Source organism: Zhihengliuella sp. (assembly GCF_031178195.1).
Lineage (GTDB): Bacteria > Actinomycetota > Actinomycetes > Actinomycetales > Micrococcaceae > Zhihengliuella.
The window spans coordinates 409,884-430,762 of the sequence record NZ_JAPSJL010000002.1 but is presented as its reverse complement, the minus strand read 5'-3'; the positions used below and the strand labels follow the sequence as shown (position 1 = coordinate 430,762).

At 69.2% G+C, this 20,879-nt stretch carries 20 protein-coding genes; 3 read left to right on the top strand and 17 right to left on the bottom strand.

The annotated features are described in order from the left end of the window. The 3 genes from RIN46_RS04605 to RIN46_RS04595 all read right to left on the bottom strand — a co-directional run bounded on the left by RIN46_RS04605 (position 1) and on the right by RIN46_RS04595 (position 2,612). Entirely contained in the window at positions 1-1,044 is a 1,044-nt protein-coding gene (locus tag RIN46_RS04605; RefSeq protein WP_309079760.1) for a Rieske 2Fe-2S domain-containing protein, read from the bottom strand. 73 nt (positions 1,045-1,117) lie between these two features. Next, a complete protein-coding gene (locus tag RIN46_RS04600) occupies positions 1,118-1,906 on the bottom strand; it encodes a c-type cytochrome (protein WP_309080117.1) in 789 nt (262 codons plus the stop codon). A 67-nt stretch (positions 1,907-1,973) separates the two neighbouring features. Continuing rightward, a complete protein-coding gene (locus RIN46_RS04595; protein ID WP_309079761.1) occupies positions 1,974-2,612 on the bottom strand; it encodes a heme-copper oxidase subunit III in 639 nt (212 codons plus the stop codon). A gap of 147 nt (positions 2,613-2,759) precedes the next feature. Between RIN46_RS04595 and trpD the strand changes: the two genes are divergently transcribed. Then, on the top strand, positions 2,760-3,812 hold the full coding sequence (gene trpD / locus RIN46_RS04590; RefSeq protein WP_309079762.1) for an anthranilate phosphoribosyltransferase: 1,053 nt from the start codon (positions 2,760-2,762) through the stop codon (positions 3,810-3,812). Positions 3,813-3,860: 48 nt separating this feature from the next. Here the strand turns inward: trpD and RIN46_RS04585 are convergent, their stop codons facing one another. From RIN46_RS04585 to RIN46_RS04560, 6 genes are all read right to left on the bottom strand, one after another. Next, entirely contained in the window at positions 3,861-4,592 is a 732-nt protein-coding gene (locus RIN46_RS04585; RefSeq protein ID WP_309080118.1) for a GntR family transcriptional regulator, read from the bottom strand. A gap of 148 nt (positions 4,593-4,740) precedes the next feature. Further along, positions 4,741-5,142: a cytochrome c oxidase subunit 4 gene (locus RIN46_RS04580; protein WP_309079763.1), complete on the bottom strand. Its 402-nt coding sequence runs from the start codon at positions 5,140-5,142 to the stop codon at positions 4,741-4,743. Positions 5,143-5,145: 3 nt separating this feature from the next. Then, a complete protein-coding gene (ctaD, locus tag RIN46_RS04575) occupies positions 5,146-6,867 on the bottom strand; it encodes a cytochrome c oxidase subunit I (RefSeq protein ID WP_309079764.1) in 1,722 nt (573 codons plus the stop codon). A 5-nt stretch (positions 6,868-6,872) separates the two neighbouring features. After that, positions 6,873-7,745 (bottom strand): cytochrome c oxidase subunit II, encoded by an 873-nt coding sequence (gene coxB, locus RIN46_RS04570; protein ID WP_309079765.1) that lies wholly within the window; start codon positions 7,743-7,745, stop codon positions 6,873-6,875. A gap of 226 nt (positions 7,746-7,971) precedes the next feature. Beyond that, the gene (locus tag RIN46_RS04565; protein ID WP_309079766.1) at positions 7,972-8,346 is read right to left on the bottom strand and encodes an iron-sulfur cluster assembly accessory protein; all 375 of its coding nucleotides are present in this window, start codon (positions 8,344-8,346) and stop codon (positions 7,972-7,974) included. Between the two features lie 76 nt (positions 8,347-8,422). Continuing rightward, positions 8,423-9,826, bottom strand: a complete 1,404-nt coding sequence (locus RIN46_RS04560) for a dipeptidase (RefSeq protein WP_309079767.1) — start codon at positions 9,824-9,826, stop codon at positions 8,423-8,425. A 70-nt stretch (positions 9,827-9,896) separates the two neighbouring features. Between RIN46_RS04560 and RIN46_RS04555 the strand changes: the two genes are divergently transcribed. Next, on the top strand, positions 9,897-10,493 hold the full coding sequence (locus RIN46_RS04555; protein WP_309079768.1) for a DUF3043 domain-containing protein: 597 nt from the start codon (positions 9,897-9,899) through the stop codon (positions 10,491-10,493). Positions 10,494-10,667: 174 nt separating this feature from the next. Here the strand turns inward: RIN46_RS04555 and RIN46_RS04550 are convergent, their stop codons facing one another. Next, a complete protein-coding gene (locus RIN46_RS04550) occupies positions 10,668-11,747 on the bottom strand; it encodes a quinone-dependent dihydroorotate dehydrogenase (RefSeq protein ID WP_309079769.1) in 1,080 nt (359 codons plus the stop codon). Between the two features lie 54 nt (positions 11,748-11,801). On the opposite strand from RIN46_RS04550, the gene RIN46_RS04545 reads away from it, so the two are divergent. Then, a complete protein-coding gene (locus tag RIN46_RS04545; RefSeq protein ID WP_309079770.1) occupies positions 11,802-13,094 on the top strand; it encodes an alpha/beta hydrolase in 1,293 nt (430 codons plus the stop codon). Here RIN46_RS04545 and RIN46_RS04540 read toward each other — a convergent pair. The 7 genes from RIN46_RS04540 to RIN46_RS04510 all read right to left on the bottom strand — a co-directional run bounded on the left by RIN46_RS04540 (position 13,069) and on the right by RIN46_RS04510 (position 20,628). Beyond that, entirely contained in the window at positions 13,069-13,929 is an 861-nt protein-coding gene (locus tag RIN46_RS04540; protein ID WP_309079771.1) for an isoprenyl transferase, read from the bottom strand. The two genes, RIN46_RS04545 and RIN46_RS04540, sit on opposite strands and share 26 nt — an antisense overlap. Continuing rightward, a complete protein-coding gene (gene recO, locus RIN46_RS04535; RefSeq protein WP_309079772.1) occupies positions 13,929-14,678 on the bottom strand; it encodes a DNA repair protein RecO in 750 nt (249 codons plus the stop codon). Before recO ends, RIN46_RS04540 begins: the two co-directional genes overlap by 1 nt. 78 nt (positions 14,679-14,756) lie before the next feature. Further along, the gene (leuA, locus tag RIN46_RS04530; RefSeq protein WP_309079773.1) at positions 14,757-16,511 is read right to left on the bottom strand and encodes a 2-isopropylmalate synthase; all 1,755 of its coding nucleotides are present in this window, start codon (positions 16,509-16,511) and stop codon (positions 14,757-14,759) included. A gap of 237 nt (positions 16,512-16,748) precedes the next feature. After that, the gene (gene era / locus RIN46_RS04525) at positions 16,749-17,750 is read right to left on the bottom strand and encodes a GTPase Era (RefSeq protein ID WP_309079774.1); all 1,002 of its coding nucleotides are present in this window, start codon (positions 17,748-17,750) and stop codon (positions 16,749-16,751) included. Continuing rightward, entirely contained in the window at positions 17,747-19,066 is a 1,320-nt protein-coding gene (locus RIN46_RS04520; protein ID WP_309079775.1) for a hemolysin family protein, read from the bottom strand. The genes era and RIN46_RS04520 overlap by 4 nt, the downstream gene beginning before the upstream one ends. Then, complete coding sequence (gene ybeY / locus RIN46_RS04515) at positions 19,063-19,536, bottom strand: rRNA maturation RNase YbeY (protein WP_309079776.1); 474 nt, start codon at positions 19,534-19,536, stop codon at positions 19,063-19,065. Before ybeY ends, RIN46_RS04520 begins: the two co-directional genes overlap by 4 nt. Next, positions 19,537-20,628 (bottom strand): PhoH family protein, encoded by a 1,092-nt coding sequence (locus RIN46_RS04510; protein WP_309080119.1) that lies wholly within the window; start codon positions 20,626-20,628, stop codon positions 19,537-19,539. Between the last annotated feature and the right edge of the window lie 251 nt (positions 20,629-20,879).

Here is a 20,879-nt window from a genome sequence, read left to right as displayed (position 1 = left end):
TTAACCACGCTCCCAGTAGCCGGGTCCGACAGGTTCATGGAAATCGCTGCGCGCGACGAGGTAGCCCTCGTCGTCCACAGTGATCGGCAGCTGAGGCAGCGGATGCGCGGCCGGGCCGAAGATGACCTTGCACTCCTCGGTGAGGTCGAAGGTCGACTGGTGGCACGGGCACAGCAGGTGGTGCGTGTGCTGCTCGTAGAGGGCCACGGGGCAGCCGACGTGCGTGCAGATCTTGGAGTAGGCGACGATGCCGTCGTAGTGCCAGTCCTCGCGCTCGGGCGAGATGTTCAGATCCTCCGGGTTCAGGCGCATCAGGAGGACGACGGCCTTGGCCTTCTCGTTCAGCGGATCCTCGAGTTCGTTGAGACCCTCGGGGATCACGTGGAAGGCGGAGCCGATCTGGACGTCGGAGGCCTTGATCGGCGTGCCGACGGGGTCGCGGGTCAGGCGGACGCCTTCGTCCCAGGCGGTGTGGCGCAGGCGCTCGACGATCTCACCGGCGGAGGCTTTCGTGAGGTCCAGGTCGCGGAGGATGAACAGCGCGGGCAGCGGTGCCAGCGCGATCGCACCGATCAAGGTGTTGCGGATCAGGGGGCGGCGCTTGATGCCGGACTCCTCGAGAACCGTGTCGATGATCTCCTCGGCGTCGCGGCGGTCCTCCTCGGTACGCACCTCGTGCCGGGACTCGGCGATCTCGTGATCGGGCATCAGGGTACGGGCCCAGTGGACGATGCCCACGCCGATGCCCAGCATGGCGAAGGCCGTGCCGAGGCCCAGCAGCATGTTCTGCAGTCGCGTCTCGGCGATCGACTCCGGGTGCCCGACGGCGAAGTAGCCGACGAGGAACAGGATCGTCCCGATCATGGAGATCGCGAACAGAATGCCGACCTGGCGCTCTGCTCGCTTGGCAGCCCGCGGCTCAGTATCCGTCAAACGGGGTCGGTGCGGCGGAAGGCCCGGATCCTGGATCGTGTCCACGGAGCCGGCCTGAGCCTTAGCGACGGCACCCGCTCCCTGCGGACTGCCGTGACTCTGGTCGCCCATGTTGTCTCTCATCCTTTATCTCAAAAATGTTCTCGGTACGTAGTGAGGCGGCGCTTAGGCCCGTCGCCACGGCTCAGGAGGGACGCGAGGTCAGCCAGATGGTGAAGGCGATGATGATGCCCAGGCCGGCGGTCCACACGAAGAGGCCCTCGGAAACCGGCCCGAGCGAGCCCAGCTGGGCACCGCCTGGCGAGCCGTTCGCCTCGACTTCCTTGAGGAACGTGATCACGTCGCGCTTGTCCTCGGGGGTGATGTTCGAGTCGTTGAAGACCGGCATGTTCTGGGGACCAGTGGCCATGGCCTCGTAGATGTGCTTCTCCGAGACGCCGCCCAGCGACGGGGCGAATTTGCCCCGGGTCAGCGCACCGCCGGCGCCGACAGCGTTGTGGCACATGGCGCAGTTGACGCGGAAGATCTCCCCGCCCTCGGCCGAATTGCCCAGGCTGGCGTCGAGCCACTCGGCTTCCGGCACTGCGGGGCCGGGAGCGAGGGACGCGACGTACGCGGCGAGCTGGCGAGTCTGTTCTTCGTCGAACTGGACCGGCTTGGCCTGCGCCTGCGGGCCCTGCATCTGCATCGGCATACGGCCGGTGCCGACCTGGAAGTCGACCGACGCGGCACCCACACCGATCAGCGAGGGACCAGAGTCCGTGCCCTCGGCGTTCAGGCCGTGGCAGGTGGCGCAGTTGGCGAGGAAGAGCTTGTTGCCCTCCTCGACGTCGCTCGCGCTGTAGGCGCTGGCGGCCTGCGCCTCATTGACGCTGCTGGCGGCGGCGTACAGGCCACCGGTGACAAGCAGACCCATCAGGAGCAGCGCTACAGCGGCGAGCGGATGCCGGCGCTTTTGCGAAAGTGCCTTCACTTGCTGGTTCCTCACTAAATTTTCTTGGAAGTTGGTGGAGCGTGTCCGGCCGGGAGGCCGGGGCCGGCTACTTCAGGAAGTAGATGATCGCGAACAGCGCGATCCAGACAACGTCGACGAAGTGCCAGTAGTAGGACGTCACGATCGCCGAGGTGGCCTCGAAGTGACCGAACTTCTTCGCGATGTACGCGCGGCCGATGATCAGCAGGAAGGCGATGAGGCCGCCGGTCACGTGCAGGCCGTGGAAGCCGGTGGTCATGTAGAACGCCGAGCCGTACGCGTTGGAGCTCAGCGAGACGCCGTGGTGCACCAGCTCGGTGTACTCGTACGCCTGAACCGAGACGAAGATGGCGCCCAGGATGAACGTGAGGATGAACCACTCGACCATGCCCCACTTCTTGAGGTTCATCAGTCCACCGGTGCGGCGCGGCTGAAGGTTCTCAGCGGCGAAGACGCCGAACTGGCAGGAGAAGGAGCTCGAGACGAGGATGATCGTGTTGATCAGAGCGAACGGGACGTTGAGCTTGGCGCTCTCGGTCGCCCACAGTTCGGGCACTGCTGCGCGCAGCGAGAAGTACATGGCGAAGAGCGCGGCGAAGAACATCAGCTCGCTGGCAAGCCAGACGACAGTTCCCACCGACACCATGTTGGGACGGTTCGGTGCAGCGTGCACCGGGGCATTGAGGGCATGAGTCGCAGTTGTCACAGCCCCATTATGCCTATCCGGAGGGCCTCCGCACCAATGCGGCAGGGCCCGACAGCCCCGTTTTTCCGCCGGTCAGGCGCTACATCCGCGGAATGACGGGGCAGAAACATTTGCGCGCTTTCTACAAAACGTAGATAACCTGTTGGCGTGTCAACGTTCAGCGCCGCCCCAGAGTTCCGAAACTGGCCGTCGATCCTCTCCTCGCTGCTCGCCGGACAGGACCTCTCCCAGGCCGACGCGGCGTGGGCGATGAGCGAGATCATGGCCGGCAACACCTCCGACGTGAGGGTGGCCGGCTTCCTCGTGGCGCTCCGTGCCAAGGGCGAGACGGTGGAGGAGCTCGCGGGCCTGGTCGAGTCTATGCTCGGCGTCGCCCGACCGCTGGAGATCCCGGGCGAGAAGCTCGACATCGTCGGCACCGGCGGCGACCGGCAGAACACGGTGAACATCTCCACGATGGCGGCGCTCGTCAGTGCCGGGGCCGGCGCGCGCGTCGTCAAGCACGGCAATCGTGCCTCCTCCTCCGCCTCGGGGTCGGCTGACGTCCTGGAGGCCCTCGGAGTGCGCCTGGACGTCCCGGTCGAGGCCCTGGCGGGCGTCCTGGACGCCGCCGGCATCACGTTCTGCTTCGCGCAGGTCTTCCACCCGTCGATGCGCTTCGCGGCAGTCCCCCGCCGCGAGCTCGGCACGGCCACGGTCTTCAACTTCCTCGGCCCGCTCACGAACCCGGCCAACCCCACGGCGTCGGCGATCGGCTGCGCCGATACCCGCATGGCACCGTTGATCGCCGGCGTCCTCGCCTCGCGGGGCCGTCGAGGTCTGGTCTTCCGTGGCGACGACGGGCTCGACGAGCTGACGACGACGTCGGGCAACCGCGTCTGGGAGGTCCGTTCCGGGGAGGTCACCGAGTCGACGCTCGACCCCCGGGAGCTCGGCCTGGGACGAGTGACGATCGAGGATCTGCGCGGCGGCGACTCGGCCTTCAACGCCCAGGTGGTCCGACGGGTCCTGGAGGGCGCCAGAGGCCCCGTGAGGGACGCCGTCGTGCTCAACGCGGCCGCGGGCCTCCTCGCGTACGACGACGCCGCGCAGGGACCGCTGGAGACGCGTCTGGCGGCGGCCCTGCGTCGGGCGGAGGAGTCCATCGACTCCGGGGCGGCCGCAGGCGCGCTCGAGCGCTGGATCGACGCGACCCGCTGAGGGCCCTGCGGAACGAACGGCTCCCCCGCGCCATGGCAGGCCGCTCGCCTACTGCGGGTGCTCCTGCCCCGGCGTGCGCCGAACTCCGGGGCGCTGCAGCGGCACCCAGAGCTTGTAGCGGTCGGCGCGGTAGTAGGAGATCGAGTAGTCGACGAGCTCTCTGCGCACATACGCGTGCCGCTGGATCTTCAGGAGGGGCGAGCCGACGTCGACGGCCAGGAGCTGTGCGTTCCCGGCGGTGGCGGCTGTGGCCTCGATCTGGTCCTCTCCCCACTCCATGACCAGGCCGTAACGCTCCTCCAGGCTGCTGTACAGGCTCGTGGGCGCCGGTTCGTCGAGGAAGCCTGGTACGCGGTGCTTGGGCAGATAGTTCTCGTCCAGGCTCATCGGCATCCCGTCGGCCAGGAGCAGGCGCCGGAAACGCACCACGGGGGTCCCGTCGGCCAGTTCCATCTCGCGGGCGAGCCCGCCGGCCGCCGGGACCTCGTCGAAGCGGAGCACACGCGCCGCGGGCACCATGCCGCGTCGCTGCATCTCCTCGCTGTAGGACGTGAGTTTGACCTGGAGGTCCATCTTCGGCCGGGCGACGAACGTGCCCAGCCCGACCACACGCTCCAGGACCCCCTGAGCGGTGAGCGCATCGATCGCCTGGCGGAGCGTCATCCGCGCGACGCCGAAGCGTGCCGTGAGCTCGCGCTCGGAGGGCAGGAGGTCACCCGGCTTGCAGGCCGACCGGACGTACTCATGGAGGATCTCCCGCAGCTGCAGGTGCTTGGGCATCCGGGAGTCCGCGTCGATGTCGCCGCTGATGGCGGCGGCCCTGATCTTCGCCACTGGGGCTGTCCTCCTCCGTCCGGGGATGCGAAGAGCGGGGCGGCAGGCTCCCGATGGGGAGCCGCCGCCCCGCTCGATGCGGCGCTACGTGGTGCTAGTGGGCGTGGTCGCCGCGGCTGTACTCGTAGGTCCAGCCGATCACACCGACGACGGCGAAGCCGGCGCCAATGTAGAGGACCCACCAGCCGACCGCGAGGCCCAGGAAGCTGATCGCGCAGGCGGCGGCCAGGAAGATCGGCCACCAGCTCCAGGGCGAGAAGGCGCCGATGACGCCGGCGTTCTCGTGGATCTCGCCGTCGAGGCGGTCCTCGGGGCGCGGGCCCACGCGTCGCGCCGTGAAGAGCAGGTAGCCGCCGATCATCATGGACAGGGCGACCAGCATGAGCAGGGCCGGGAAGCCGACCCACTCGTTCCACTCGGTCATCACGCCGTAGACGATCGCGACGGGGAGGAAGAAGAAGACGCCGCCCAGAAACAGCCAGGATTCAATCTTCATGGTTTAGCCCTTGTCCTTCTGGTCGGCCGGACCGAAGACCCGCCCCGCCACGCTGTCCGGCGTGGAGCGGCCGGTCAGCTCCGGGTGGTGCAGATCGAGCGCCGGGCGCTCAGAGCGGATCCGCGGGATCGAATGGAAGTTGTGGCGCGGCGGCGGGCAGGACGTGGCCCACTCGAGCGAACCGCCGAAGCCCCAAGGGTCGTCGACCTCGATCTTCCTGGCATGCCGGGCGGTCACCCAGACGTTCCAGAAGAACGGGATCATGGACGCGCCCAGCACGAAGGCGAAGACCGTGGAGAACTGGTTCATGGTGGTGAACCCGTCCTCGACCATGTAGTCGGCGTAGCGTCGCGGCATGCCGATGACACCGAGCCAGTGCTGGATGAGGAACGTCCCGTGGAACCCCAGGAACAGGAGCCAGAAGTGGATCTTGCCCAGGCGCTCGTTGAGCATGCGCCCGGTCCACTTCGGCCACCAGAAGTAGAAGCCGGCGAACATCGCGAAGACCACGGTGCCGAACACCACGTAGTGGAAGTGCGCCACCACGAAGTAGGTGTCCGAGAGGTGGAAGTCCAGCGGCGGGGCGGACAGGATGATGCCGGTCAGGCCGCCGAACAGGAACGTCGCCATGAAGCCGATGCTCCAGAGCATCGGGGTCTCGAACGTGATCGAACCGCGCCAGAGCGTGCCGATCCAGTTGAAGAACTTCACACCGGTCGGGACCGCGATGAGCATCGTCATGAAGCCGAAGAACGGCAGCAGCACGGCGCCGGTCACGTACATGTGGTGCGCCCAGACGGCGACGGACAGCGCGGCGATGGAGATGGTGGCGTACACGAGGCCCTTGTAGCCGAAGATCGGCTTCCGGCTGAACACCGGGAAGATCTCGGAGACGATGCCGAAGAACGGCAGGGCGATGATGTAGACCTCTGGGTGGCCGAAGAACCAGAACAGGTGCTGCCACAGGACCGGTCCGCCGGCGTCGGGCGAGAAGATGTGCGCGCCGAAGCGGCGGTCGGCGCCGAGCCCGAAGAGGGCTGCGGCCAGCGGCGGGAAAGCCATCAGGACGAGGATCGCCGTGATCAGCGTGTTCCACGTGAAGATCGGCATGCGCCACATGGTCATGCCCGGTGCGCGCAGGCAGATGATGGTCGTGATGAAGTTGACAGCGCCGAGGATCGTGCCGAAGCCCGAGAGGGCCAGGCCGAAGACCCAGAGGTCACCGCCGACGCCCGGGCTGAAGGTGGTGCTCGAGAGCGGCGCGTACGCGAACCAGCCGAAGGAGGCGGCACCCTGCGGGGTGAGGTAGCCGGCGACGGCGATGGAGGAGCCGAACAGGAAGAACCAGAACGCCAGCGCGTTCAGACGCGGGAACGCGACGTCGGGCGCACCGATCTGCAGCGGCATGATCACGTTGGCGAAGCCCGCGAAGAGCGGTGTCGCGAACATGAGCAGCATGATCGTGCCGTGCATCGTGAAGAGCTGGTTGTACTGCTCCTTCGTCTGCAGGATGTTCATGCCCGGCTCGAAGAGTTCGGCGCGGATCAGCAGCGCCATGACGCCGCCGATGCAGAAGAACATGAACGAGGCGATCAGGTACATGTACCCGATGGTCTTGTGGTCCGTCGACGTGATCCAGTTGACGACGATGCGTCCCTTGGACACCGGGACGACTCGCGGCGCGAGGGACTTGGCCTCGTCCGTGGCGTATTCGTAGGTGGTCATTGGTCCTACTCCCCTTCGCCGTGGCTGGACAGCCGGGCGATCTCGTCGGGCTTCCGGTCGTATTCCTCGCCGAGGTGGCCCTCGGGGAGCGTGGCCAGGTAGTCCGTGAACTCGGCCTCGGAGACGACCTCGACATTGAAGAGCATCTCGGAGTGGTATTCACCGCAGAGCTCGGTGCACTTGCCCTGGAACGTCCCCTCCACCTGGGGGGTGAGGTGGATGTAGTTGGTACGTCCAGGGATCATGTCCAGCTTCTGCAGGAAGGCCGGGATCCAGAAGCTGTGGATGACGTCGCGGCTGTTGAGCTGGAACTCCACCGGCACATCGACGGGCAGGTACAGCGTCGGGAGCTCCTCCTCCACGCCGGTCTCGCCGGTGAGGTGGGCCTGCTTGCCGGCGAAGTAGTTCTCCTGGCCCTCGTACGAGTAGTTGAAGTCCCACGCCCACTGCTTGGCGCGGACGTCGACGACGAGCGGCGAGTCGACGGGCTCGTTGACGGTCCGCTGGGTGTTGTCGGAGAAGAAGAAGAGCGTCAGGACCAGCATCAGCGGCACGCCCGTGTAGAAGATCTCCAGCGGCAGGTTGTAGCTGAGCTGGCGCGGGTAACCGGTGTCGTTCTTGCGACGACGGTAGGCGACGATGCACCAGATGATCAGCGCCCACGTCAGAAGGCCGATGGCGAGCGCTGCGATCCAGGAGTTGACCCAGAGATCCTGCAGCATCCCGGTGTGATTGGTGGTGTCACGATCCTCGTTCGGCAGCCAGCCCCGCTGGGCTTGCTCCGAACACCCCGTCAACAACAGCGCACCCGTCGCGGCGAGCGCCAGGACCTGGGTCCTTGTCCGCCGGCGGCTGTTGGTTCGGTCTTGCGAACTCACAGACGGCCCTTCCTCTTTGTTTTAGTGCTGAATGATTCTTCGTCTGGACCCGTCCATCCGACGCCGGATGAGGGCACGCACGAAGGAAGCCTAGTTCTACTACTCGCTGTAGAGCTTACCGCGTGAGGGCCGTCTTTGCAGAAAGAAACTCCGGCGGCCCGGATATGTCGCCAATCCGAGGTCACGCCGGAGTTTCAGTGCTGTTCTGGTCGCTGTGCGGGGCGGCTCAGTGGAACGAGTCGCCGCAGGCGCAGGACCCGCCCGCATTCGGGTTGTCGATCGTGAACCCCTGCTTCGAGATGGTGTCCTCGAAGTCGATGGAGGCCCCGTTGAGGTACGGCACGCTCATCTTGTCGATGACGACCTCGACGCCGTCAAAGTCGCGCACGGCGTCGCCGTCGAGGATGCGCTCGTCGAAGTAGAGCTGGTAGATGAGGCCCGAACAACCGCCCGGCTGTACGGCGACGCGCAGTCGGAGGTCGGTGCGCCCTTCCTGCTCCAGCAGGCTGCGCACCTTCTCGGCGGCGACATCGGAGAGCTCGACGCCGTGGGTCGGCATCTCGGTCGCGTCCGCCGCGGCCTCGTTTGCGGTGGTGGTCATAATCAGTCCTCCATTGATGGTGTCGGGTGCCGGCGTTGCTGCCGGGTTCCCTTCGACGTCCATTCTACGCCGGGGATCAAGCCGTCGTCGGCCCGGCGTCCGCCGCGTCCAGGCGGGCCAGCAGCAGTGCTTCCGCCGTGACCGCCCGCTGGAACTCGCCCAGGTGCAGGGACTCGTTCGCGCTGTGCGCTCGCGAGTCGGGGTCCTCGACGCCGGTCACCAGGATCGAGGCCTCCGGGAAGACTTCGGTCAGATCGGCGATGAACGGGATCGAGCCACCGATGCCCGTCTCCACCGCCGAGGTCCCCCACGCATGCTCGAGGGCCCAGAGGCACGCCTGGGCGGCCGGCGTCGTCGTGTCCGTGGAGAAGGCGCTCCCCCGCTCCGTCACCTCCACCGTGACGGCCGCTCCGAAGAGGTCCTGCTGCTCGACGTGGCGGCGCAGGGCCTCGCCCGCCGCCTCGGCGTCCTGCCCGGGCGCGAGGCGGAGACTGACCTTGAACCGCGTGACGGGGACGAGGGTGTTGGAGGAGACCGCGACGGTCGGGATGTCCATCCCGATGACCGACAGTGCGGGCTTGTTCCAGAGCCGGTCGGTGAGCGGCCCGGTCCCCGCGAGACGCAGCCCGTCCACCGTCGAGGCGTCGCGGCGGAAGTCCACCTCGGGGTAGTCGACGGTCGCGTTCTCCTCCGCGACGAGGCCGGGGATGGCGACGCTGCCGTCGGCGTCGTGGAAGGTGGAGATGAGACGGCCGGCGATGGTCGGCGCATCCAGCACGGGGCCGCCGAACATGCCGGAGTGGACCGCGTGGTCCAGCACCCGGACCTCGATCTCGGCGGCAGTCATCCCCCGCAGGCTGGTGGTGAGCGCAGGCGTGCCGATCCGCCAGTTGCTCGAGTCCGCGACGACGATGACGTCGGCCGCCAGCAGGTCCCGGTACTCCTCCAGGAAGTTCCGGAAGCTCGGCGAGCCGTGCTCCTCCTCCCCCTCGATGAAGAAGGTGACGCCGACCCCGAAGTCCTCGACGACGTCCAGCACCGCGCGCAGCCCGGCGACGTGGGCCATGATCCCGGCCTTGTCGTCCGCCGCGCCTCGCCCGTAGAGCCGCCCGTCGATCTCGGTGGCCTCGAAGGCGGGCGTGTTCCAGAGCGCCGGGTCCCCCGGCGGCTGCACGTCGTGGTGCGCATAGAGCAGGACGGTGGGCTTGCCCGGCGCGGCGGGGCGACGCGCGACGACGGCCGGACTGCCCGCGACTCCCGAGGGCGTGGGCGCGGTGAGGACACGGACGTCCTTGATGCCGGTGGTCCGGATCAGCTCCCGCACCGCCTCGGCGCTGCGGTCGAGCTCGCGGGCGTCGAACGCCTCCCACGCGATGCCCGGGATCGCGACCAGCTCCTTGAGCTCCGCGACGGTCTGCTGGAATTCCTGCTCGACGCGTGCGGCGATGGCTGCCACGTCGACGTGATTGTACGAAGTCATGGCTTCAGACTATCCCCGCTCGCGCCCGGCTGTTTTCTACCTCACGCTCCGGTGCCGCTAGACTTCTGGGGTGTTTGGACGCAATAGGAACAAGGTCACAGCCGAGCCCACGGCCGCTGAAGCCCCGGCATCGAACGAGCCGCCGAGTGGGGGCAAGGGCGCCCCGACGCCGCGGCGCAGCGAGCAGGTCGCCCGCAACAAGCGGCCCCTGGTCTCCTCGGACAAGAAGGAGCGCCGCGAGCTGGAGCGGCAGCGCCGCATCGAGGCCCAGGAGCGGCTCCGCCTGGCCAACGAGACCGGTGACGATCGCTACATGATGCCGCGCGACAAGGGTCCGCAGAAGCGGTTCGCGCGCGATTTCGTGGACGCACGCTGGATGATCGGCGAGTTCCTGATGATCATCATCTTCGCCTTCCTGATCGTGTCCTTCGCCTTCGTCGACAATCTGGCGGTGCAGGCCAACGTGACCATCGCGCTCTGGGTGGTCCTGCTCGTGACGATCCTGGATGCGTTCATCATGACCCGCCAGCTGAAGAAGCGCCTGGTCGCGGAATTCGGCGAGAGCGAGCGCGGCGTCCTCTGGTACGCAGCGATGCGGGGGCTGCAGTTCCGCAAGATGCGTCTGCCCAAGCCCATGGTCAAGCGCGGCGGGGCGCCCCGCGACTGAGTCGGGCAGCCGGTGCCGCTCCCGCCCCCGCGAAGGGCCGGCGGCCGGCTCCGGTGGATCGACAGACGACGGCGGCTCCCCGCCCGCGCTCACCGGCGCGGAGGGGGAGCCGCCGTCGTTTCTGCTGTGCCGGGCCTTCCGGAGTCCTGGAGCCGAGCCCTCACTCCCTAGTGTCTAGACCGGTCGGACCGGGAGGTGCTCGGCGAGGTAGCGGTTGATCCGCGCCGCCCAGAGCGGACCCTCGTAGAGGAAGGCCGTGTACCCCTGCACCAGGTCGGCGCCGGCGCGGATGCGCTCGAGGACGTCCGCCCCGGACTCGACCCCGCCGACCGAGATGACGGCGACGTCGCTGCCGAGCTCGGAGCGGAGACGGCGGAGCACCTCGAGCGACCGCTTCTTCAGCGGCGCCCCGGACAGGCCGCCTGCACCGATCTCCTCGACCCGCGCGGGGTCGGCGCGCAGCCCGTCGCGCCCGATGGTGGTGTTGGTCGCCACCACCCCGTCGAGACGGAGGTCCCGCACCAGTGCGGCGACGTCGGAGACGTCCTCGTCGCTGAGATCCGGGGCGATCTTGACGAGCAGCGGCACGGTCCGGCCGGCGGCCGCGGCGGACTCCTCGCGCACGGCGGTCAGCAGGGGCCTCAGCGTGTCGACGCTCTGCAGCAGCCGGAGCCCCGGCGTGTTCGGGGAGCTGACGTTCACCACCAGGTAGTCGGCGTGGGGGGCGAGCAGCCGGGTGCTGACGCGATAGTCCTCGACGGCGTCCTCGAGCTCGACGGCCTTCGTCTTGCCGATGTTCACGCCCACGATCGGGCGGCGCCGGCCGAAGCGGCGTCCGAGGACCTCGCGGACCGCGGCGACCCGCGGCGCGACCGCCGCGGCGCCGTCGTTGTTGAATCCCATCCGGTTGATCACCGCACGGTCGTCCACGAGGCGGAACAGGCGCGGCCTCGGGTTGCCCGGCTGCGCCTGCCCGGTGATGGTGCCGACCTCGACGTGGCCGAAGCCCAGATCGCACAGCGCGGCGACCCCGTGGCCCTCCTTGTCGAACCCGGCGGCCAGACCGAACGGGGAGGGGAAGTCGAGGCCCATGACGGTCCGCGCCAACTGCGGTGCCGGCCGGACGCGCCCGCGGTACACGGAGGAGAGTCGCGCGCGTTCGGCCAGGCGGACGGCGTGGAAGGCGAGGCGGTGGGCGGTCTCCGGGTCCATGCGGGTGAAGACGAGCCGGAAGACGGCGGGATAGATGCGCATGGGTTGTATTTTCGCCCACCGGGAGCCGCGCGGGCGAATCGCTATGCTCGTCCCATGTCTTCCAAGCACGCGGCCGCGCAGCGATACCCGCAGCAGGCCGATGTGCCGGACCCGGCGGAGTCCGAGGACTACGCGGCCACCGTCCCGCCCGGCCAGTGGCGTCCGGACGTGCTCGGCGCGGGCTTCGAGTACACGAACTTCCGGGTCGGGGACGACGACGAGGCGGATCCGCAGACGACGGACACCGCGCTGTACGCCTCGCTGGTGCGCTATCGGCCCGAACCGTCGTGGGACGGCGCGCCGGCGGCGGAGGCCGCCGCCCCCTCGGACACGGTCCGCTCGGTGCCGGGCCCCGGGGTCGGGCGGCGCATCGAGCGACTCCTGGACACGGTCTCCGACACGTGGCGGAGCTGGGCAGCCGGCCGGCCCCGCGCCACCGGGCACGGCGCCCGAGGCGATCAGGAAGCCGGGCGGGCCCAGGTGCCCGCGACCCAGGGTCCTCCGCGCACCGCCGTCCTGTACCTCCACGGATGGAGCGACTACTTCTACAACGCCCCGATGGCCGAGTTCTGGGACCGGCTGGGAGCCCGGTTCTACGCGTTGGACCTGCATCGCTACGGGCGGAGCCTCCGGCCCTGGCAGACGCCGGGCTACATGGAGCGTCTGGAGGACTACGACGCCGACCTCGAGGGGGCGCTGGAGCTCATCCGTCGGGAGGCGCCGACCGAGCGGATCGTCGTGGTCGCCCACTCCACCGGCGGCCTGATCGCCTCGCTGTGGGCCCACCGCAACCCGGGAGCCGTCCACGCGTTGATCCTCAATTCGCCCTGGCTGGAGTTCCAGGGCAGCTGGGTGATGCGGCTGGCGGCGACCGGCCTCCTCGAGCCGGTCGCGCGGCGGCGCCCCAAGGCCCGCGTGCGCCTGCCCGAGGTCGATTTCTACTGGCAGTCCCTGAGCAGCTCGGGTCAGGGGCAGTGGGACCTGCATCCGCGGTGGCGGCCGCGCTTCGCCTTCCCGATCCGAGCCGGCTGGATGGCCGGGATCCTCGAGGGCCATGCCCGGGTCGCCGCCGGGCTGGACGTCCGGGCTCCGGTCCTGGTGTTGACCAGTCGGCGCACGCTGATCAGCACCCACTTCAAGCCGGACCACCTGGAGGCGGACTCGGTGCTCGACGTCGACCTGACCCGCCAGCGCGCCCTGAAGCTCGGCCCCGAAGTCACGGTGGTGAGCGTGGATCGTGGGATGCACGACGTGTTCACGTCGCAGGAGGAGCCCCGCAGGTTCGCCTACGACGCCGTCCGGCGCTGGGTCGGCGGTTACGTCAGCGGCCTTCGGACGACGGACTGACCGGAGCGTCCACCGCTCCCCCGTAGCGGCGGTCGCGACGGGCGTAGATCTCGATGGCGCGCCAGAGCGTCCGCCGGTCCACGTCCGGCCAGAGGACGTCGAGGAAGACCATCTCGGCGTACGCGGACTGCCACAGCATGAAGTTGGACGTGCGCTGCTCGCCGGAGCTGCGCAGGAAGAGGTCGACGTCCGGCAGCTCCGGCGCATAGAGGTAGCGGCCGATGGTCCGCTCAGTGATGCCGCCCGGTTTCAGCCGGCCGGCCTCGACGTCGGCGGCGATGCTCCGGACGGCATCCGTGACCTCGGCGCGGCCACCGTAGTTCACGCACATGGTCAGCTGGCACACCTCGTTCCCGGCTGTCAGCTCCTCGGCGGCCTTCAGCTCGTTGATGACGCTGCGCCACAGCCGCGGGGTGCGGCCGGACCACTTGACCCGCACGCCCCATCGGTCCAGCTGGTCCCTGCGGTTGCGCAGGACCTGCCGGGAGAATCCCATGAGGAAGCGGACCTCGTCCGGGCTGCGGCGCCAGTTCTCCGTGGAGAACGCGTAGACGGAGACGTACTCGACTCCCATCTCCACCGCCCCGGCGACGACGTCGAGCAGGGCGGCCTCCCCCGCGCGGTGGCCCTCGGTGCGGGGCAGGCCCCGCTGGTTGGCCCAGCGGCCGTTGCCGTCCATCACGATCGCGACGTGCCGCGGGACGAGCTCCGACGGGATCGGCGGCGGGGTCGCCCCGCTGGGGTGCGGTGCCGGGCGCTCCGGGGCGGGCCGGCCACGCCGCGACCCGGCCAGGCCGGAGGTACTGCTGGAGGAGCGCTGCGAGAATCCGGCCATTACGATCTTTCGACGAGTTTGAGCGACTTGACGACCCGTTCCAGGTGCCACTGGACGTATCCTGCCACAACGTTGGCCGCCTCCCGGCGGGCCGGCCCCTCACTCGCCTCGGCGGTGGCCCAGTCGCCGCGGAGCAGTGCGTCGAGCAGGGCCATCGCCTCCGGCGCCGGTGACATCGAGCCGGCCGGGCGGCACGCGTGGCAGACGGCGCCGCCGAGCGGGATGTTGACCGCCTGATGGGGCCCCGGTGCGCCGCAGCGGACGCAGGCCGAGAAGCTGGGTGCCCAGCCGGCCGTCGCCAGCGAGCGCAGGAGATAGGAGTCCAGCAGCAGGACCGGGTCGACGTCGCCGCGGGCGAGGGCCGCGAGGGCTCCGTGGAGCAGGCGGTACTGGGCGGCCGTGTCCGGCTCGTCCGCGGAGAGCCGCTCGGCGACGTCGGCCATCGCGCTGGCCGCTGTGAAGCGCGCGTAGTCCTGCGAGAGGGCGTGCCCGTACGGCGACTTCAGCTGCGCCTGGGTGACGATGTCCAGGGTCCGGCCACGGCTGAGCTGCGCCTCGACCAGCATGAAGGGCTCCAGCGTGGCCCCGAGCTTGGAGCTCGTCCGCCGGACGCCCTTGGCGACGGCCCGGACCTGGCCGTTGCTGGGGGTGAGCAGGATGACGATGCGGTCCGCCTCGCCCAGCTTGTGCGTCCGCAGCACGATCGCCGCGGAGCGATACGACTTGGAGGTGAAGCTGTAGCGGGGCACCTATGAATTATCGCACCGAACCGGTGCGGGGCCCGGCTCCGGACCCCGCGCCTCGGGCGGGAGCCCGGCCCGGGCCGGTCAGGCCTCCTCGGCGCGGTCCCGGATCGCCCGGTTCACGGCGGAGATCACGGCGCGCATGGCCGCAGTCGCCGTGTTCGCGTCGATCCCGACGCCCCAGAGGACGCGTTCGCCGATCGCGCACTCCACGTACGCCGCGGCCGTGGCGGTGCCGCCCTCGCTGAGGGCGTGCTCCGAGTAGTCGAGCACGCGGACGTCGACGCCGTCCTCGGCCAGGATCGTGGCCAGGGCGTTGATGGGCCCCGTGCCGCTGGCGCTGCGCTCAGTGGCCGTGCCGTCGACCAGCAGCTTGGCGTCCAGCGAGAAGGAGCCGTCCTCGCGCGTCGTGGCGGTCGCCGAGGCCAGCCGGTAGTGCCCCCACGACCCTCCGGTCGCGCCGGAGCCAGTGGGCAGGTACTCGTCCTGGAACGTCTCCCAGATGGCCTCCGAGCTCATCTCGCCGCCGTCGCCGTCGGTCTTGCGCTGGATGACGCCGGAGAACTCGATCTGCGCGCGGCGCGGCAGGTCCAGGTGGTAGTCGTGCTTGAGCAGGTAGGCGATGCCGCCCTTGCCGGACTGCGAGTTGACGCGGATGACGGCCTCGTAGGACCGTCCGATGTCGCGCGGGTCGACGGGCAGGTACGGGACGCCCCAGACCAGATCGTCGACGGCCTTGCCCTCGGCGGCCGCACGGGCCTCCATGTCCTCGAAGCCCTTCTTGATCGCGTCCTGGTGCGAGCCGGAGAACGCCGTGAAGACGAGGTCGCCGGCCCAGGGCGAGCGCTCGGGGACCTTGAGCTGGTTGCAGTACTCCGCGGTGCGCCGGATCTCGTCCATGTTCGAGAAGTCGATCTGCGGGTCCACGCCCTGGGTGAAGAGGTTCATCCCCAGCGTCACCAGGTCGACGTTGCCCGTCCGCTCGCCGTTGCCGAAGAGGCAGCCCTCGATCCGGTCCGCGCCGGCGAGGTATCCCAGCTCCGCGGCGGCGACGCCGGTGCCCCGGTCGTTGTGCGGGTGCAGGGACAGGCAGATGGACTCACGGTTTTTCAGGTTGCGGTGCATCCACTCGATGGAGTCGGCGTAGACGTTCGGCGTCGACATCTCGACCGTGGCCGGCAGGTTGAGGATCAGGGGGCGCTCGGGGGTCGGCTCGAGGACGTCCGCGACGGCGTCGCAGATGCGCTTCGCGAACTCCAGCTCGGTGCCGGTGTACGACTCGGGCGAGTACTCGTAGGTGACGCTGGTTCCCGGGCTCAGCGTCTCCTCGAACTTCTTGCAGAGCCGGGCGCCGGACGTGGCGATGTCGACGATGCCGTCCTCGTCCTGGCGGAAGACGACGCGGCGCTGCAGCACCGATGTCGAGTTGTAGAGGTGGACGATCGCGTTCCTGGCGCCGTCGATGGCCTCGTACGTCCGCTGGATCAGGTGCTCGCGGGACTGGGTGAGGACCTGGATGGTGACGTCCTCCGGGATCCGATCACCCTCGATCAGCTGGCGGACGAAGTCGAAGTCGGTCTGCGAGGCCGAGGGGAAGCCGACCTCGATCTCCTTGAAGCCCATGCGGACCAGCAGATCGAACATCTTGTGCTTGCGCTCGGCGTTCATCGGGTCGATCAGGGCCTGGTTGCCGTCGCGGAGGTCGACCGCGCACCAGCGCGGGGCCTTGGTCGCGACCTTGTCCGGCCAGGTGCGGTCCGGGAGGTCGACCTGGATCTGCTCCTGGAACGGCACGTACTTGTGGATCGGCATTCCGGAGGGCTTCTGAGCGTTGTTCATGGTGGTGACGCCTCTGTCTTTCTAGCGGTTGGGACTCGCTCCCGTGGGAGCACGGCCGGCAGCACGAAGTCTCCGCAGTGAGGGGTCGGCCTGGGGGATCAGTCTCCCCGTGGGCCCTCACCGCGGCGAACTAGAAGAAGCGACGTCCAACGCATGGGCACACGCTAGCACCGGCGCGGGCCGACGCCGCAAGTCGCCGCGGCATTATTGCGACCGCGGACCGCTCCGGCGGGCGGCTCAGAAGCCGAGCCGCCCGAGCTGCTTGGGGTCGCGCTGCCACTCCTTGGCGACCTTCACGTGCAGGTCGAGGAAGACGCGCACGCCGAGCAGCGCCTCGATGCTCTTGCGCGACCGGGAGCCGACCTCGCGCAGCCGCGTGCCACCCTTGCCGATGATGATCGCCTTCTGCGAGGGACGCTCCACGTAGAGGTTGACGTGGATGTCGATCAGCGGTTTGTCCGCCGGCCGGTCCTCGCGCGGGATCATCTCCTCGACCACCACGGCGAGCGAGTGCGGCAGCTCGTCGCGGACGCCCTCGAGGGCGGCCTCGCGGATGAGCTCGGCGACCATCTTGATCTCGGGCTCGTCGGTCAGCTCCCCGTCCGGGTACAGCGGCGGCGATTCCGGCAGCAGCCCCACCAGGACGTCGGCGACCTCGTCCACCTGGTAGTCCTTGGTTGCGGAGACGGGGACGATGGCAGCGAAGCCGCCGCCGTCGATGATCTCCTCGCCGAGGCGGGTGACGCTCAGCAGCTGCTCCGCGAGAGCGTCGCGGGAGACCAGGTCAGCCTTGGTGACGACGGCGACGACGGGCTTGCGTTGGAGCAGGCCGAGCTGCTGCCCGATGAACCGGTCCCCCGGCCCGATCTTCTCGTTGGCGGGGAGGCAGAAGCCGACGACGTCGACCTCGGAGAGGGTCTCCGCCACCAGATCATTGAGGCGCTGCCCCAGCAGGGTCCGGGGCCGGTGCAGGCCCGGAGTGTCGACGAGCACCAACTGGGCGTCGTCGCGGTGGACGATTCCCCGGATGGTGTGACGCGTCGTCTGCGGCTTGTTCGACGTGATGGCGACCTTGCGCCCCACGAGGGAGTTGGTCAGCGTCGATTTCCCGGCGTTGGGCCGGCCGACGAAGGAGGCGAAGCCTGCCCGGTAGCCCTCCGGGATCTCGGAGCGGAACAGTTCGCCACCGGCTGCGGTCTTGCTGACGGGCAGGTCCACGTCGCGGTCTGATTTCTTCATGCGGTCTCCTCGGCGATGTCTTCGGTGGTCCGGCGCCCTACGGAGCCGTCCTGCAGTTCGGTCTGGCCGGGGCCCTCGCGCCAGACGAGGATGCGCCCCACCCGGTTGCGCCGGCCCTCGAGGCTCTCGGCATGGAGGCGGAGCCCGCCCACCGAGACCTCCGAGCCGACGATCGGGACCCGGCCGAGGGTCTTGGCGAGGAGCCCTCCGACGGTGTCGACCTCCTCCTCGTCGAACTCCTTGTCGAAGATCTCCCCCAGGTCGTCGATCGCGAGCCGGGCATCGATCCGGAACACGCCCGGCTCGACCTCCTCGGTCTCGTATCGGGTCGCATCGTACTCGTCGTCGATCTCGCCGACGATCTCCTCGATGAGGTCCTCGAGGGTCACGAGGCCCGCCGTGCCCCCGTACTCGTCGATGACGATCGCGACGTGCGTGGACTCGTGCTGGAGCTCCTGGAGGAGTTCGGCGACGCCCTTGGACTCGGGAACGTAGCGGACGTCGCGGGCGAGGTCCTCGATCCGCCGGTCGTCGTCGTGCCGGGCGTGGACCGCCGCCGCGACGTCCTTGAGGTAGACGACGCCGAGCACCTGGTCGGCGCTGTCCCGGATGACCGGGATGCGGGAGCAGCCCGAGCGGAGGAACAGCGACATGCTCGAGTGCAGGTCCGTCCCGGCGTCCACGGTGACCATGTCGGTCCGCGGCACCATGACCGCGCGCACCCGGGTGTCGCCGAGCTCGAAGACGGAGTGGATCAGGTCCGCCTCGACGTCCTCGAGCACGTCCGCCTCGTTGGCGCGGTCGACCATGTCGCGGAACTGCTCCTCCGTGAAGAAGGCCTCGTCGTCGGCGTGGTCGCCCGGGCTGAGCCGGGAGCCGAGCGCCGTCAACCAGGACGGCACGGGCCCGAGGATCCAGCGCAGGAAGCGGACCAGCGGGGCGGTCAGCACCACGACGCGGTCGGCGTGCAGCCGGCCCAGGCGTCGCGGGGACACCCCGACCAGGACGAACCCGACGGCGGCCATCGAGGCCGTGGCGAGCAGGCCGGCGAGGAACAGGTTGTCGAGCAGGTCGTGGTAGAGGATGCCGAGCGCGACTGCGGCGGCCGTCTCGAACCAGATGCGCCAGAAGCGGACCGCCTGCGTGTGCGGCGCGGGGTCGGCGAGGATACGGCGCAGCTTCGGCCGCGGGCGCTCCGCGAGCATCTGCTCTGCCCGCTGGCGGGAGAGGAAGAAGTACGCGGACTCGGCGGCGGTGAGGAGCGCCGCGCAGGAGACGCAGAAGACCGCGAGGGCGGTCAGGACCAGAACGATCAATCGATCGTCTCCTGGGGCGCGGGCCGGCCCAGGAACTCCGCGAGAAGGTTCCGCTGGAGCGTGAACATCTCCTCCCGCTCCGCCGGCTCGCCGTGATCGAAGCCGAGCAGGTGGAGCATGCCGTGGGTGGTGAGCAGGAGGAGCTCGTCGGCGGTCGAGTGCCCGCCGCGACGCGCCTGCTCGCGGGCCACCTGCGGGCAGATGACGATGTCGCCCAGCGTGCCGGGCGGTGTCTGAGACCCGGGGCGTCCGGGGCTGAGCTCGTCCATCGGGAAGGACATGACGTCGGTGGGTCCCGGCAGGTCCATCCACTCCAAGTGCAGCCGCTCCATGGGTTCCTCGTCGACGAGGATGACGGACACCTCGGTCTCGGGATGGACGTAGAGCTGCTGGAGGATGTGGCGACCGAGGGCCGCTATCGACTCCAGGTCCGCGTCGACGGCGGATTCGTTGTTGACGTCGACCGCCATCTAGGCGCCCTTCCTCTCTGTGGCGGCGCCGTCCGCGGCCTCGTTGCCGGGCGCGCCGTCGGCGGGATTGCGGGTCGTCCGCGCACCGTCGTCGGCACGCGTGCCCGCGGCGGAGCGGCGGGGAGCACGCCGACGATCGGACGGCGAGCGACGGGACTGTCCCGCGGCGTCGTCGTGCTCGTTGCCCCAGACCTCGTAGGCGGTGACGATGTCCGAGACCAGCCGGTGCCGGACCACGTCCGAGGCGCTGAGCTCGCAGAAGGCGATGTCCTCGACGCCGCGGAGGATGTCCGTGACGACCCGCAGACCCGAGCTGGTGCCACCCGGCAGGTCCACCTGGGTGACGTCGCCGGTGACGACGATCTTGGACCCGAAGCCGAGCCTGGTCAGGAACATCTTCATCTGCTCGGGCGTGGTGTTCTGGGCCTCGTCCAGGATGATGAACGCGTCGTTGAGCGTCCTGCCGCGCATGTAGGCCAGCGGAGCCACCTCGATCGTCCCCGCGGCGATCAGGCGCGGGATCGACTCGGGATCGATCATGTCGTGCAGCGCGTCGTAGAGGGGCCGCAGGTACGGGTCGATCTTGTCCGTCAGAGTTCCCGGCAGGAAGCCGAGCTTCTCCCCCGCCTCGACCGCGGGGCGGGTCAGGATGATCCGGCTGACCTCCTTGGCCTGGAGCGCTTGGACCGCCTTGGCCATGGCCAGGTAAGTCTTGCCCGTTCCGGCCGGGCCGATGCCGAAGATCACCGTGTGATCGTCGATGGCATCGACGTAGGTCTTCTGGTTCACGGTCTTGGGCCGGATGCTGCGGCCTCGGCTGGACAGGATGTTCAGCCCGAAGATCTCCCCCGCCGGCGCCGCCGGCTGGCCCTCATTGACCATGCGGACCAGCTGCTCCACGAGCTGCGGGTTCACGCGCGTCCCCTTGCCGGCCAGCGTCCTGGCCTCCTGGACCACGCGGAGCGCCTTGTCCGCGTGCGGTCCGGCACCGCCGATGGAGAGCTCGTTCCCGCGGACGTGCAGCGTGGCAGCCGGGTACACCGACTCCAGGATCCGTAGGACCTCGTCATGGGCGCCGAGCGAGGCGACCATCTGCTCGGTCGATCCGAACGTCACCACATGCACGGGCCCGACGTCCCCGGCCGGGCCGCCGTCGTCGGAGCCAGCAGCCGACTCCCGAACTGGGTCGGTGCCCTGCTCCCGGGTCACCCGTGCGTCTCGGTCCTGGGTCATAAAAGCGGGAACGCCTCCTGCGTGAATCGAGCGGCGCTGTCGCCGCAGCACGCCTGTGACGTGCCGCCGTCCAGTCTACGCGAGCCCCTGCGGACGGGTATGCAGAGCCG